General features: G+C 52.6%; 11 protein-coding genes and 1 tRNA gene. 4 read left to right on the plus strand and 8 right to left on the minus strand.

The features are described from left to right. Window positions 1-36: 36 nt before the first annotated feature. From OQV04_RS16120 to frdA, 5 genes are all read right to left on the minus strand, one after another. Complete coding sequence (locus tag OQV04_RS16120; protein ID WP_021578240.1) at window positions 37-1,170, minus strand: BlaEC family class C beta-lactamase; 1,134 nt, start codon at window positions 1,168-1,170, stop codon at window positions 37-39. A 62-nt stretch (window positions 1,171-1,232) separates the two neighbouring features. Continuing rightward, the gene (gene frdD, locus OQV04_RS16125; protein ID WP_000609663.1) at window positions 1,233-1,592 is read right to left on the minus strand and encodes a fumarate reductase subunit FrdD; all 360 of its coding nucleotides are present in this window, start codon (window positions 1,590-1,592) and stop codon (window positions 1,233-1,235) included. 10 nt (window positions 1,593-1,602) lie between these two features. Continuing rightward, window positions 1,603-1,998 carry a fumarate reductase subunit FrdC gene (gene frdC / locus OQV04_RS16130; protein WP_052925174.1) on the minus strand — a complete coding sequence of 132 codons (396 nt, stop codon included), beginning with the start codon at window positions 1,996-1,998 and terminating at the stop codon, window positions 1,603-1,605. Window positions 1,999-2,008: 10 nt separating this feature from the next. Next, window positions 2,009-2,743: a fumarate reductase iron-sulfur protein gene (frdB, locus tag OQV04_RS16135; RefSeq protein WP_000829498.1), complete on the minus strand. Its 735-nt coding sequence runs from the start codon at window positions 2,741-2,743 to the stop codon at window positions 2,009-2,011. Then, window positions 2,736-4,544, minus strand: a complete 1,809-nt coding sequence (gene frdA / locus OQV04_RS16140) for a fumarate reductase (quinol) flavoprotein subunit (protein WP_001192973.1) — start codon at window positions 4,542-4,544, stop codon at window positions 2,736-2,738. Before frdA ends, frdB begins: the two co-directional genes overlap by 8 nt. Before the next feature lie 324 nt (window positions 4,545-4,868). Here frdA and epmA point away from each other — a divergent pair, with 324 nt between their 5' ends. Together epmA and yjeM are read left to right on the plus strand one after the other, a co-directional pair. Next, window positions 4,869-5,846, plus strand: a complete 978-nt coding sequence (epmA, locus tag OQV04_RS16145) for an elongation factor P--(R)-beta-lysine ligase (RefSeq protein WP_000004771.1) — start codon at window positions 4,869-4,871, stop codon at window positions 5,844-5,846. Window positions 5,847-6,064: 218 nt separating this feature from the next. Beyond that, the gene (gene yjeM, locus OQV04_RS16150) at window positions 6,065-7,567 is read left to right on the plus strand and encodes a glutamate/gamma-aminobutyrate family transporter YjeM (RefSeq protein WP_274446481.1); all 1,503 of its coding nucleotides are present in this window, start codon (window positions 6,065-6,067) and stop codon (window positions 7,565-7,567) included. Between the two features lie 150 nt (window positions 7,568-7,717). Here the strand turns inward: yjeM and mscM are convergent, their stop codons facing one another. The 3 genes from mscM to rsgA all read right to left on the minus strand — a co-directional run bounded on the left by mscM (window position 7,718) and on the right by rsgA (window position 13,180). Then, the gene (mscM, locus tag OQV04_RS16155; RefSeq protein ID WP_001236810.1) at window positions 7,718-11,041 is read right to left on the minus strand and encodes a miniconductance mechanosensitive channel MscM; all 3,324 of its coding nucleotides are present in this window, start codon (window positions 11,039-11,041) and stop codon (window positions 7,718-7,720) included. 21 nt (window positions 11,042-11,062) lie between these two features. Further along, window positions 11,063-12,031: an archaetidylserine decarboxylase gene (asd, locus tag OQV04_RS16160; protein WP_000934920.1), complete on the minus strand. Its 969-nt coding sequence runs from the start codon at window positions 12,029-12,031 to the stop codon at window positions 11,063-11,065. 96 nt (window positions 12,032-12,127) lie between these two features. Continuing rightward, the gene (rsgA, locus tag OQV04_RS16165) at window positions 12,128-13,180 is read right to left on the minus strand and encodes a small ribosomal subunit biogenesis GTPase RsgA (RefSeq protein WP_032282035.1); all 1,053 of its coding nucleotides are present in this window, start codon (window positions 13,178-13,180) and stop codon (window positions 12,128-12,130) included. 94 nt (window positions 13,181-13,274) lie between these two features. Here rsgA and orn point away from each other — a divergent pair, with 94 nt between their 5' ends. After that, window positions 13,275-13,820 (plus strand): oligoribonuclease, encoded by a 546-nt coding sequence (gene orn / locus OQV04_RS16170; RefSeq protein ID WP_001295188.1) that lies wholly within the window; start codon window positions 13,275-13,277, stop codon window positions 13,818-13,820. A 210-nt stretch (window positions 13,821-14,030) separates the two neighbouring features. Further along, window positions 14,031-14,106, plus strand: a tRNA-Gly gene (locus tag OQV04_RS16175). The last annotated feature ends 1 nt before the right edge of the window (window position 14,107 follow it).

The raw sequence follows: 14,107 nt of genomic DNA on the forward strand, positions 1-14,107 counted from the left end.
GGAGAAAAGGTCCGAAAATTCGGACCCGATGAAATTTTACTGCAGAGCGTTGAGAATCTGCCAGGCGGCGGCGACTCTCGCTGGATTGGGATAGTTTTTGTTAGCCAGCATCACGATACCCAGCTCTTTTTCTGGAATAAACGCGACATAGCTACCAAATCCGCCGGTCGCCCCCGTTTTATGTACCCATGATGCGCGTACTGCAGGAGTTGGGGGCGTAATCGCTTTTACGGGGCGTGCTGCCAGTGCAATTTTATTGTCACTGCCGTTAACGATGATGTCAGGATTTACCGGCCAGTCCAGCATTTCCCAGCCCAGACCCTGATACATATCGCCGGTTTGCCAGTAGCGAGATTGTGCCAGTTGTATCCCTTGTTGAAGTGTTTTCTCATTGATATCAAGGGGTTTTAAATTGATTTGCACCCAGCGGGCCATATCTTCAATGGTCGACTTCACACCATAAGCTTCAGCATCTAACGCCCCTGGCGAAACATGCACTGCCTTACCTTCGCGATATCCCCAGGCGTAATTCTTTTCTTCTGCGGGCGGTACATTAATCCACGTATGGTTGAGTTTGAGTGGCTGGAAGACACGAGTTTGCATCGCCTGCTCAAAACTCAAACCAGACGGCTTCACAGCCAGTGCGCCGAACAAACCGATACTGGAGTTGGCATACAGACGTTGTGTTCCTGGCGCCCATGCAGGCTGCCAGTTTTGATAGAAGCGCAGCAAGTCGCTTGAGGATTTCACCTCATCCGGCACCTGCAATGGCAGGCCGCCAGCGGTGTAGGTTGCGAGATGTAATAGCGTGATCCCGTTCCACTGTTTAGCGGTAAGTTCAGGCCAGTATTTTGTTGCGGGATCGCTTAACTTGATTTCCCCTCGAGCAATAGCGTCGCCACCAAGCACGCCCGTAAATGTTTTGCTGACCGAACCTAACTCAAACAACGTTTGCTGTGTGACGGGCTGCTTTTTGGCGATGTCCGCATAGCCCCAGGTAAAGTAATAAGGTTTACCCTGATAAATTACCGCCACCGCCATACCCGGGATCTTTTGTTGCTCTATAAGCGGGGTAATTGTGCGATGCACAATATCGTTGATTTTTTGGGGGGCAGCAAATGTGGAGCAAGAGGCGGTAATTAATAAGGCGCAGAGCGTCGTTTTGAACATAGGGTCTGGTTTCCATACAAAACGGCCCGCCATAGGCGGGCCGGATTTACATTGGCGATGCGTTAGATTGTAACGACACCAATCAGCGTGACAACTGTCAGGATAGCAGCCAGACCGTAGAAAACCCATTTGCCCGCAGGTACGTGGATTTTCAGATCGTGCATCGCGTGGTGCATACGGTGTAAACCACACCACAGCGGCAGAACGATCATCAGGAACAGGAATACGCGACCAATGAAGCTCTGCGCGAACGCCAGAACGCGCTCGTAGCTCAGTGCATCACCCGGAAACAGCCCCAGTGGCAGCAGAATACCCACCAGCAGGATCATCACCGGCGCAATAATTGCGCTCCACATACCACCGGCCCCGAAGAGGCCCCAGAATACCGGTTCGTCAGAACGCTTTGGATTTGGATTAATCATCTCAGGCTCCTTACCAGTACAGGGCAACAAACAGGATTACGATGGTGGCAACTACAGTTACCGCCCAGAGACTTTTGATAATTGGCTCTGGTCCCATTTTTTCGTCTTTTACAATGATATTGGCCGCTTTCGGTGCCAGTTCAAACCAGGTTTTGGTGTGCAGCAGAGCTGCCGCCAGAGTGATCAGGTTAATGATCACAATAACCGGGTTTTGTAAAAAGTCGACGAATCCCGCCCAGGCTTCCGGGCCATTTTTCAGGGCAAACAGCCCGAAAATCAGTTCAATGCTGAACCACACAGCCGGAACCGCCGTGCCTTCGCGCAGCATGTAAAAGCGATAAAACGGCAATTTTTTCCACCAGATGGACGTCATTGGCCGTACATACGGTTTACGTTTAGTCGTCATGTTGCACTCCTTAGCGTGGTTTCAGGGTCGCGATAAGAAAGTCTTTCGAACTTTCTACTTTGCCCTGCTGAATGGCCGCAGCCGGATCGACGTGTTTCGGGCAGACTTCGGAGCAGTAGCCCACGAAAGTACAGCTCCATACGCCGTTCTGGCTGTTCAACTGCGCCATACGCTCCTTCTTACCGTGGTCGCGGCTATCTTCGTTATAACGATGCGCCAGCGTAATGGCAGCCGGACCGATGAACTCTGGGTTCAGGCCAAACTGCGGGCACGCGGCGTAGCACAGACCACAGTTGATGCAACCGGAGAACTGGTGATACTTCGCCATCTGCGCCGGGGTCTGGATGTTAGTACCCTGATCCGCGGTGCGGGAGTTGCCGATGATGTACGGTTTGATCGCTTCCAGACTTTCGATGAAGTGGGTCATATCGACCACCAGATCGCGTTCAATCGGGAAGTTAGCTAGCGCTTCAACCTTCATACCGTCGGTGTAATCACGCAGGAAGGTTTTACATGCCAGTTTTGGCACGTTGTTAACCATCATGCCGCAGGAACCACAAATCGCCATACGGCAGGACCAGCGGTAGCTCAGGTCCGGTGCCAGGTTGTCTTTGATGTAGCCCAGCGCATCCAGTAATGAGGTAGTTGCGTCATAAGGCACTTCATAGAATGCGCTATGCGGTGCGGTATCGACTTCCGGGTTATAGCGCACCACCTCAATTTTCAGGTTTTTCATCTCAGCCATTCGCCTTCTCCTTCTTATTGGCTGCTTCCGCCTTATCGGCTGCATCCGCTTCGCCACCGTAAACGCGTTTAGCTGGCGGCAGCGTAGTAATCTTCACGTCGCTGTACTCCAGGCGAGTCGTGCCATCAGCATCGCGGAAGGCGAGGGTGTGTTTGAGGAAGTTGACGTCGTCACGCTCGGTGCAACCTTCGTCCAGACGCTGGTGTGCGCCGCGGGACTCTTTACGTGCCATTGCGGAGTGCGCCATACATTCAGCAACGTTCAGACCGTGGCCCAGTTCAATGGTGTAGAGCAGGTCGGTGTTGAACACGCTGGAAGTGTCGGTGATGCGCACGCGCTTGAAGCGTTCCTGCAGCTCTGCCAGCTTGTCGATGGTTTTCTGCATCAGTTCCGGCGTACGGTAGATACCGCAACCTTCTTCCATTGCCAGGCCCATTTCGTCGCGGATCTTCGCCCAGTTTTCGCCGCCATCCTGGTTAACCAGATCTTTCAGACGTTGTTCAACGCCAGCTGCCTGCGCTTCAATTGCCGCTTCGTTGCCATTACCGGCAGTTGCTGCACGCTCTGTCGCTTGTTCACCGGCCAGACGACCGAAGACCACCAGTTCCGCCAGGGAGTTGGAGCCCAGACGGTTTGCACCGTGCAGACCAACAGAGGAACATTCACCCACGGCGAACAGACCTTTAATGCGGGTTTCACAGTTCTGATCGGTTTCGATACCGCCCATGGTGTAGTGTGCGGTCGGACGTACCGGAATCGGTTCTTTAACCGGATCGACGCCAACGTACGCTTTCGCCAGTTCGCAGATGAACGGCAGACGTTCATGCAGTTTTTTCTCGCCGAGGTGACGCAGGTCGAGATAAACCACATCGCCACGCGGCGTGGAGATGGTGTTGCCTTTACGCCATTCGTGCCAGAAGGCCTGAGAGACTTTGTCGCGTGGACCCAGTTCCATATATTTGTTTTTCGGCTCGCCCAGCGGAGTTTCCGGGCCCATGCCGTAATCTTGCAGATAACGGTAGCCATTTTTGTTGACCAGAATACCACCTTCACCGCGGCAGCCTTCGGTCATCAGGATACCGGAACCTGGCAGACCGGTTGGGTGATACTGAACGAATTCCATGTCACGCAGCGGAACGCCGTGGCTTAGCGCCATACCCATACCGTCACCGGTAACGATGCCACCGTTGGTGTTGTAACGATAAACGCGACCCGCACCGCCAGTAGCCATAACGACCGCGTTAGCACGGATCTGCACCAGCGTGCCTTCCATCATGTTCATTGCTACCAGGCCGCGAACATGACCATCATCAACCAGAATATCCAGCACGAAATGTTCGTCAAAACGCTGGATCTGCGGGAATTGCAGAGAGGTCTGGAACAGCGTGTGCAGCATATGGAAGCCGGTCTTATCGGCGGCGAACCAGGTACGCTCGATTTTCATGCCGCCGAAGCGACGTACGTTGACGCTACCATCCGGGCGACGGCTCCATGGGCACCCCCACAGTTCCAGTTGGGTCATTTCGGTTGGGCAGTGGTGGACGAAATAATCCACGACATCCTGCTCACACAACCAGTCGCCACCCGCTACTGTATCGTGAAAGTGATATTCGAAGCTGTCATGATCCTGCGCGACAGCGGCGGAGCCCCCTTCTGCAGCAACGGTATGGCTACGCATCGGGTATACTTTTGAGATTAGTGCGATTTTTGCATTTGGATTTGCCTGCGCGGCAGCAATTGCAGCACGTAATCCCGCGCCACCGGCGCCTACAATGGCAAGATCGGCTTGAAAGGTTTGCACGACATTCCTCCAGATTGTTTTTATCCCACAGCCCCGTACTTCAGGGTAAGTGCCTGAAAGTTACGGTCTGCGAACGCTATTCCACTGCTCCTTTATAGGTACAACAGTATAGTCTGATGGATAAGTCTGAAATTTGACGAGATCGATTTTTTTAGTGCGCAAGAGGGCTAAATTATCACTGAAGATGATTAATTTAATTACTAAACCATCAGATCGTGCTTTTTTTAGTCACTGCCCACCGTTGTTTGATTCCTGCGTAAAATTTGTCTCGCCGTCGCGTTGCGAGTAGACTTCGTGCCCTTGTCAAAAACTGGAGATTTAACTATGAGCGAAACGGCATCCTGGCAGCCGAGCGCATCCATTCCTAACTTATTAAAACGCGCGGCGATTATGGCGGAGATCCGTCGTTTCTTTGCCGATCGTGGAGTGCTGGAGGTGGAGACGCCTTGTATGAGCCAGGCGACGGTAACCGATATTCATTTGGTCCCGTTTGAGACACGTTTCGTTGGCCCCGGGCATTCGCAGGGGATGAATCTCTGGTTAATGACCAGCCCGGAATACCATATGAAACGCCTGCTGGTTGCTGGTTGTGGGCCGGTATTCCAGCTGTGCCGCAGCTTCCGTAATGAAGAGATGGGGCGTTATCACAACCCTGAGTTCACTATGCTTGAGTGGTATCGACCGCACTATGATATGTACCGGTTGATGAACGAGGTGGACGACCTCTTACAACAGGTACTGGACTGCCCGGCAGCAGAAAGCCTTTCTTATCAACAAGCTTTCTTACGTTATCTGGAAATTGACCCGCTCTCTGCCGACAAAACGCAACTGCGGGAAGTGGCAGCGAAACTGGATTTGAGCAACGTTGCAGATACCGAAGAAGACCGCGACACGTTGCTACAATTGCTGTTTACCTTTGGTGTAGAGCCAAATATTGGTAAAGAAAAACCGACCTTTGTGTACCACTTTCCAGCCAGCCAGGCATCACTGGCGCAAATCAGTACCGAAGATCATCGGGTCGCTGAACGCTTTGAGGTTTATTATAAAGGTATTGAGCTGGCGAATGGTTTCCATGAATTGACGGATGCCCGTGAGCAGCAACAACGCTTTGAACAAGATAACCGTAAGCGCGCGGCGCGCGGTTTGCCGCAGCACCCCATTGACCAGAATCTGATTGAAGCCTTGAAAGTCGGTATGCCTGACTGTTCCGGCGTGGCATTAGGCGTTGATCGTCTGGTGATGTTGGCGCTGGGTGCGGAGACACTGGCTGAAGTCATCGCCTTTAGCGTTGACCGGGCATAATTCTGAAAAATTACTGAATTAACAGCGAAGAATGGCGTGATAAGCGCCATTCTGTAGCATATGTTTTCATTTTTCCGCTAAAGGCCACAATTTAAGACTGGATATTTGATATCATCCAGGTATCAATTCTGTATTGGTTTTTACGCTGCCCGCTCAATGTTGGGCAGTGCAGTTCAGTGGGCGCGTTTTATACACGCGCTGAAATGAAGGATGGTTTCATGCCTCACACGATAAAAAAGATGAGTCTGATAGGACTCATATTGATGATCTTTACTTCCGTATTTGGATTTGCCAATAGCCCATCGGCTTATTACTTAATGGGTTATAGTGCGATTCCCTTTTATATATTTTCTGCATTGTTATTCTTTATTCCATTCGCCTTAATGATGGCTGAAATGGGAGCTGCTTATCGCAAAGAAGAAGGTGGTATCTATTCCTGGATGAATAATAGTGTCGGACCACGTTTTGCCTTCATTGGTACGTTTATGTGGTTTTCCTCTTATATCATCTGGATGGTGAGTACCTCCGCGAAAGTTTGGGTACCGTTCTCAACATTCCTCTATGGTAGCGACATGACCCAGCACTGGCGTATTGCCGGACTGGAGCCTACGCAGGTGGTTGGTCTGCTGGCAGTGGCATGGATGATTCTGGTCACCGTCGTTGCTTCTAAGGGGATTAATAAAATTGCCCGCATTACTGCGGTGGGCGGTATTGCAGTAATGTGTCTGAATTTAGTATTGCTGTTAGTAAGCATTACTATTTTGTTATTAAATGGTGGGCATTTCGCGCAGGATATTAATTTCCTTGCATCACCGAACCCGGGTTATCAGTCCGGTCTGGCAATGCTATCGTTTGTGGTATTTGCTATTTTTGCCTATGGCGGAATTGAAGCGGTTGGTGGTCTGGCCGATAAAACGGAAAATCCAGAAAAGAACTTTGCCAAAGGTATTGTTTTTGCCGCTATTGTTATTTCAATCGGTTATTCGCTGGCAATATTTTTATGGGGCGTCAGCACAAACTGGCAGCAGGTATTAAGTAATGGTTCCGTTAACCTTGGCAATATTACCTATGTGCTGATGAAGAGCCTCGGGGTGACGCTGGGTAACGCACTGCATTTGTCACCTGAAGCGTCATTGTCGCTGGGCGTATGGTTTGCGCGTATTACCGGACTTTCGATGTTCCTCGCTTATACCGGTGCGTTCTTTACGCTTTGCTATTCACCGCTGAAAGCCATCATCCAGGGGACGCCGAAAGCGTTGTGGCCGGAACCGATGACGCGCCTGAATGCGATGGGGATGCCGTCTATCGCCATGTGGATGCAGTGCGGGTTGGTTACTGTCTTCATCCTGCTGGTTTCGTTTGGTGGCGGTACCGCATCGGCGTTCTTTAACAAGCTGACGCTGATGGCGAACGTGTCTATGACGCTTTCTTACCTGTTCCTCGCGCTGGCTTTCCCATTCTTTAAAGCACGTCAGGATCTCGACAGACCATTTGTGATTTTCAAAACGCGTATGTCGGCAATGATTGCGACGGTGGTTGTCGTTCTGGTGGTGACATTTGCGAACGTCTTCACCATTATTCAGCCTGTGGTTGAAGCCGGAGACTGGGACAGCACATTGTGGATGATTGGCGGCCCTGTCTTCTTCTCGCTGTTAGCGATGGCGATTTACCAGAACTATTGCAGTCGCATGGCGAATAAACCTGAGTTAGCTCTCGACTGATCATATGAAATCCTGCAACTCATCGTCTCTCCGGCGATGAGTTGTCAGGAAGTAATGCGTATGGATGATACTCTCCAGGGCCGGTGATAACTGAAGATGATGTTAAGCTGCTAAATGAGCCACGTTGACATCATTTGGCAGCTTCATGCATTACAAACTTCCCGCTTGACGACCTTTGCCCGCAGACGTCAGCGTTCTCCCCGTTTGTTTACCGTTGAGGCTTTCCAGACGCATCTGGAAGGGCGGGAATGGCATATCGATACCGTGGGCATGGAAGCCAGCCAGAATCAGCTGGTGGATCTCATGGCGTAGCGGCATACGGTGACCCATCTCAGCGGCGTAAATACGCAGCTCGAAAATCTGAATCCCCTGTTGCAGATCCACCAGGAAGACTTCCGGTGCCGGGTTGTCGATCACCAGCGAGCAGCGACGCGCTGCGGTGAGCAGGATTTCCGTCACTTCTTCACTGTTGGCATCGGCAGGGGCCGGAATCGTCAACACCACGCGCGTGACCGAGTCAGAGAGCGACCAGTTGATAAACTGCTCGGTAATAAACGCCTTGTTCGGCACGATTATCTCTTTACGGTCCCAGTCGCTGATGGTGGTGGCGCGGGTGTTAATTTTTGTCACGCTACCAGTAAGATCGCGGATCGTTACCGTATCGCCAATGCGAATCGGTTTTTCGAACAGGATTATCAGGCCAGAGATAAAGTTGGCGAAAATTTCCTGCAAACCAAAACCGAGACCAACACCGAGCGCGGCGACCAGCCACTGCAATTTCGACCACTCAATACCAATCATCGAGAAGCCGACCAGCCCGCCAATCAGCATCAGCAGATATTTGGTGATGGTGGTGATGGCGTAGCCGGTACCCGGCGTTAAATCCAGGTGCTGCAAAATCGCCAGTTCCAGCAGCGCGGGCAGATTGCGCACCAGTTGCGTGGTGATGATAAACACCAGAATGGCAATCAGCACCGCACCGAGGGTAATTGGCTCCAGACTTTCTACGCCCTGTACTGTGGAGGTGACATCCCACAGCGAAATATTTTCGAGGAAGCCGAAAGCGGAATGGATTTCTGACCACAGCACAATGACCGAAAGCAGGGCGATCAACATCAAAATTGAGCGCACCAGCCGCAAGGACTGCGCACTGATGGCATCGAGATCGACTTCGCTTTCATCGACTTCAATTGCCCCTTCCGGGCTACTGTGATGATGTGCTTCCTCTTCGCCACGCGCACGTTGCGCTAACATCTCTGCCCGGCGATGCTTCGCCCGGTCAAACGCCAGCCTGCGTCGTTGGATCAGCATCCAGCGGCGGATAACGTGATAAACCACCAGTAGCAGGAACCAGATGGCAACCGAGGTTTCAAGCCTCGCTAACAGCGCCTGTGCCGTTGCCAGATAACCCACCGCCGACGCCAGAATGGCAACCAGTGGCGCGCCAATCATCATGTTCCACAACATATGGTTGGTAATATTGTCGCCGCTGCCTTCTTTGTTGAGATACAGCGGAATCCCGGCCTTTTTCAGGCTGAGGGTGACCACCGCCAGCGCACCGCAAATGAGGATAAAGCAAAGCCGTCCCAGCGAACCGGAAAATTCGCGGTCGTCGAGGTTATCGAACATCATCAGCGCCATAATCAGTGGCACAATAAGCCCGATGCTCATCAGGTAGTAGCGCATCCCACGGGAAACCCGTTCGCGCGGCCAGCCAAAATGAGCGATAAATAAGCCGTTCGGGCGGGCAAAGGTGGCGCAAATCATCACTACCCACAGCAGCGGCACGGTGGCCGTTACGCCATCGCCAATCGCGACCGCCAGCGGATAAGGCCACGCCTCGCGCAAGCCGTAACCCAGCGTCATCCACAGCACCGGCAGCGGTGACGCGACGAGAATCGACCAGAAAAGAGTGCGTAACGTCAGCCAGAAGTGATCCTGAGTCACTTTGCCGACTTTCGCCGCCGAACGTTCAAGAAAACGGGTGAAATAGCGGCGCGAGTAAATACTGCAACCGACCAGAATCAACGCGCCAAACAGCGGCAAAATCGTCTCTTTGCTGGTCAGCATCATCACACTGGCTTTGCCCAACTGACTGAAGGTGTCCAGCGAAATGAGACGACGCAGATCCTGGGCGATTTCCAGCGGCCAGGCGATGGTCATCGGGCGCACGTCAGAGGTCCAGAACAGATAGCGGTGCGTCGCTTCGTTCACCTCTTTCAGCGCATCCTCCAGTTGCCCGTTAGAGACTTTCAGCTTGGTCAGTTCCAGCAGTAGTGTGTCGCCACCCTGCAACAATGAGTTCAGCAACTCACGCTGAGTGCGTAGCTGTGCTTCGAGAATACGGTTTTGCTCGGCAGTCAGCGGCTGACCGTCGGCCTGATGAATTTGCCGTAGCAGCGGCTGTTTATTAAGCAGATCCTCATAACGTAACCGTTGCACACGCAACTGCGCCATTTCGGTATCAAGCTGTTGTGGTTTCGGCATTTCCGGCAGCCGTGCCACCTGCGCCCGCAACGCTTCACCGAGCAGGTTGGACGATCCCAGCCATTGCGACTGTTCACGCAGCGTATTCAACGCCTGCCGGACCTGTAACGTCTGGCTGGCAGCCTGACGCTGTTGCGAGGCAACGAGATCCATCCGCTGCGCCTGTTGATTCAAAGCCGCCGACAGTTCGCGGTTAATTTTGAATTGCGCGACGATGTCTTTCGGCAAATCGGCACTGTTTTCTGCCAGCAATTCGGTACTTTCCAGCGCCCGCTCTGCCTCAAGCTGGCGTTGGCTGTTCAATTGATTACGCAAGGCCTGCAAATACGCATCCAGTTGCTGGCTCTCTTTTTCAGCCAGCTCAGAGCGCAAGCGCGCTAATTCCTGGCGGTTATTGGCAGACAGCTGCGCCAGCTCCAGTTCATCAACGAGCGCCTTAAGACGTGCAGAGTCAGACTGCAACGCGAAATTTTGTGCCTGATTGAGCGGAGTATTGCCGGTAAGCGTTCCCAGGCGGCGCTCGATCTCGTTTAACTGACGGCGGGCGTCGGTTTGCTGTTGCGGCAGTTGATTCAGCGAATCGGCAATCTCGCGGGCGCGCTCCTGCTCTTGCTGGGCCTGACGGCTTTTATCCAGCAACTGACTGCTGACCTGGAGAATTTCCTGATTCAGCGCGTCGGTAGACATCCCCGGCGACACGCTGCGCGGCTCGTCACGCATGTTGTTTAATTGTGCGCGCAGAGTAGCGGAGAGTTTCGGATAATTATCAATAACTTCTTGATATTGCTTGATGCGCTCAAGGGAACCTTTTCGTTCCTCAAGCGCATTTAAGGCAGACTGGAGTGCCTCTATGACTTCTGGCTGCGCGGGTTTCGCCGCTTTTGCCTGCTCCAGTTCCTGGGTGATTTGTTTGCTATCGGGGGCCGTCGCGGCGTACGCCCCCCAACTGAGGCACCAGGCCATCAGAAAAGTGATAATCAGGCGCACGTCAGCGTTTCCTTTGATGGATTAGACCTGGTCTTTTTTATCGTCAACCAATGGGCTGGCGTCGTGTTCTGCTTCGATCTCTTCAGCAGGAAGCGGGGCGGGTTCAGCGTCTGGCGTAACAAAGGTTTCGGTAGATACTGCCAGCGGCTGGCCAATTTTCGTGACAGACAGGCTTTCCAGTTGCTCAACCAGATTCACTTTACCTGGTGCAAACAGGTTGATAACGGTAGAGCCAAGTTTAAAGCGACCCATTTCCTGGCCTTTCAGCAGCGCCACAGAACCGTCGTTTTCCCCGGCAGGCCAGGTCCAGCGCTTGATGATGCCTTCGCGCGGCGGCGTAATGGTGCCCGCCCAGACCGTCTCAATGCTGCCTACAATCGTCGCCCCGACCAGAATCTGCGCCATTGGGCCAAATTCGGTATCGAACAGGCAGATCACGCGTTCGTTACGGGCAAACAGATTCGGCACGTTCTGAGCGGTGAGATGGTTAACGGAAAAGAGATCGCCCGGCACGTAGATCATCTCACGCAGAATACCGTTGCACGGCATGTGTACGCGGTGGTAGTCACGCGGGGAGAGGTAAGTGGTCACAAACGTACCGTTGCGGAACAGGTCCGCCATCAGATAGTTGCCTGCCAGCAGGGCTTCGAGGCTATAGTTGTGGCCTTTGGCTTGCAGGATTTTATCTTCTTCGATTTTACCCAACTGGCTGATAACGCCATCGGCAGGCATGACCAGGACATTCGGATCGGTATCGATTGGGCGTACTTCGTCACGCAGCGGACGGACAAAGAATTCGTTAAAGGTGCGGTAGCTGGCGGTGTCCGGCTTTTGCGCCTCTTTCATGTCGACCTTGTAGTATTTAACGAACAGATCGATAACCAGTTTTGTCAGCCATCCTGCCCGCTTGCTTGCGCCCCAACCCGCCAGGCGAGTAAGCCATAGTTTCGGCAGAATGTACTGTAGCGAAAGTTTAAATGAATTTAACAAAGTAGCCTCCAGGCCATTGTTTTGTCGTTCCTGATCCGGCCTACATGCCGGATCCTGAAAAAAAGGGGACGATTCTAACGACGGTTAGCTTAATTGTCAGTCATCCGTATCAGAAAAGTTTTTACGCGTTTTTACCTGCGCCATGCTTTCCAGAATACGGTGATAGTTTTCGAAACGGGTTTCCGCGATTTTTCCTTCCTCAACCGCTTCCCGGATAGCGCAGCCCGGATCGGTATCGTGTTTGCAATCGCGATATTTACACAGACCTAAGTAGTCATGGAATTCGACAAAACCCTGAGTGATTTGTTCCGGATCCAGGTGCCAGAGGCCGAACTCACGCACACCAGGGGAATCAATCACATCACCGCCGTGCGGGAAGTGATACAGCCGAGCGGCGGTCGTGGTGTGCTGACCGAGCCCCGAGTTGTCAGAGACATCGTTGGTCAGGATCTCTTTTTGCAGCCCCAGCAACGCGTTCAGCAGGCTGGATTTACCAACGCCAGACTGCCCGGCAAAAATGCTGATGCGCCCGGTCAACGCCTCTTCCAGCGGTTTTAGCCCATCCTGAGTATGGCTGGAAACCATCAATACGCGATAACCGATATTGCGGTAGATATCCATCTGCTCGTTGACGAACTCCATACCTTCGTCGTCCAGCAGGTCTATCTTGTTGAGCACAATAATCGGCTCAATCTGCAAGGTTTCGCAGGCCACCAGATAACGGTCGATAATATTGAGCGACAGCTCCGGCAAAATGGCGGAGACAATGACAATCTGGTCGATGTTGGCGGCAATAGGTTTCACGCCGTCGTAGAAATCCGGACGCGTCAACACTGAGGTGCGCTCATGCACCGCTTCCACGATCCCTTTGACATTTACGCCTTCCGCCGCCGGTTTACCCGGACGCCAGACTACGCGGTCGCCGGTCACCAGCGAACGGATGGTACGGCGAATATTGCAGCGGTGAACGTCGCCATCGGCGGATTCCACATCAGCGTGCATACCAAAGCGGCTGATGACGATACCTTCATCAGGCTCGCCAAACAGATTGTCGTCGTAGTCGGGCTTCTCCTTAGACGTTTTAAGACGACGCTGGTGATTGGCGTTCACGCGGCGCTGCTGGCCTTTGGAGAGTTTATTTTTACTCAATCGTACAGACTCCTGGTCGCCCCTGATGGGCAAAACATCTATGATACACGCAATTGTGGATCAATATAGTCACTGTGAATGGGTGGAAAATAGCATGAGTGCCAATGAAAACAACCTGATTTGGATCGATCTTGAGATGACCGGTCTGGATCCCGAGCGCGATCGCATTATTGAGATTGCCACGCTGGTGACCGATGCCAACCTGAATATTCTGGCAGAAGGGCCGACCATTGCAGTACACCAGTCCGATGAACAGCTGGCGCTGATGGATGACTGGAACGTGCGCACCCATACCGCCAGCGGGCTGGTAGAGCGCGTGAAAGCGAGCACGATGGGCGATCGTGAAGCTGAACTGGCAACGCTCGAATTCTTAAAACAGTGGGTGCCTGCGGGAAAATCGCCGATTTGCGGTAACAGCATCGGCCAGGATCGTCGCTTCCTGTTTAAATACATGCCGGAGCTGGAAGCCTACTTCCACTACCGTTATCTCGATGTCAGCACCCTGAAAGAGCTGGCGCGCCGCTGGAAGCCGGAAATTCTGGATGGTTTTACCAAGCAGGGGACGCATCAGGCGATGGATGATATCCGTGAATCGGTGGCGGAGCTGGCTTACTACCGCGAGCATTTTATCAAGCTGTAAAATTTTTCCTGGTCACGTAAGCGTCGGAATCCACTTGCGGCGGCGTGATTTTGACGCTAAATTGAACGCCTTGCTGATAATTTCAGCACTTGAGATAAAAACTCAAAAAAAATTTTTTAGGGGGGTTGCAGAGGGAAAGATTTCTCGTATAATGCGCCTCCCGTAACGACGCAGAAATGCGAAAATTACGAAAGCAAAATTAAGTAGTACGCGGGAATAGCTCAGTTGGTAGAGCACGACCTTGCCAAGGTCGGGGTCGCGAGTTCGAGTCTCGTTTCCCGCTCCAA

Source organism: Escherichia sp. Lx600-2, assembly GCF_036662595.1.
GTDB classification, from domain to species: domain Bacteria; phylum Pseudomonadota; class Gammaproteobacteria; order Enterobacterales; family Enterobacteriaceae; genus Escherichia; species Escherichia coli.

What these genes read in the sequence shown, in the direction of transcription:
- OQV04_RS16120 (WP_021578240.1), bottom strand. Translation starts at nt 1,170, where the DNA reads ATGTTCAAAACGACGCTCTGCGCCTTATTAATTACCGCCTCTTGCTCC.
- frdD (WP_000609663.1), bottom strand. Translation starts at nt 1,592, where the DNA reads ATGATTAATCCAAATCCAAAGCGTTCTGACGAACCGGTATTCTGGGGC.
- frdC (WP_052925174.1), bottom strand. Translation starts at nt 1,998, where the DNA reads ATGACGACTAAACGTAAACCGTATGTACGGCCAATGACGTCCATCTGG.
- frdB (WP_000829498.1), bottom strand. Translation starts at nt 2,743, where the DNA reads ATGGCTGAGATGAAAAACCTGAAAATTGAGGTGGTGCGCTATAACCCG.
- epmA (WP_000004771.1), top strand. Translation starts at nt 4,869, where the DNA reads ATGAGCGAAACGGCATCCTGGCAGCCGAGCGCATCCATTCCTAACTTA.
- yjeM (WP_274446481.1), top strand. Translation starts at nt 6,065, where the DNA reads ATGCCTCACACGATAAAAAAGATGAGTCTGATAGGACTCATATTGATG.
- orn (WP_001295188.1), top strand. Translation starts at nt 13,275, where the DNA reads ATGAGTGCCAATGAAAACAACCTGATTTGGATCGATCTTGAGATGACC.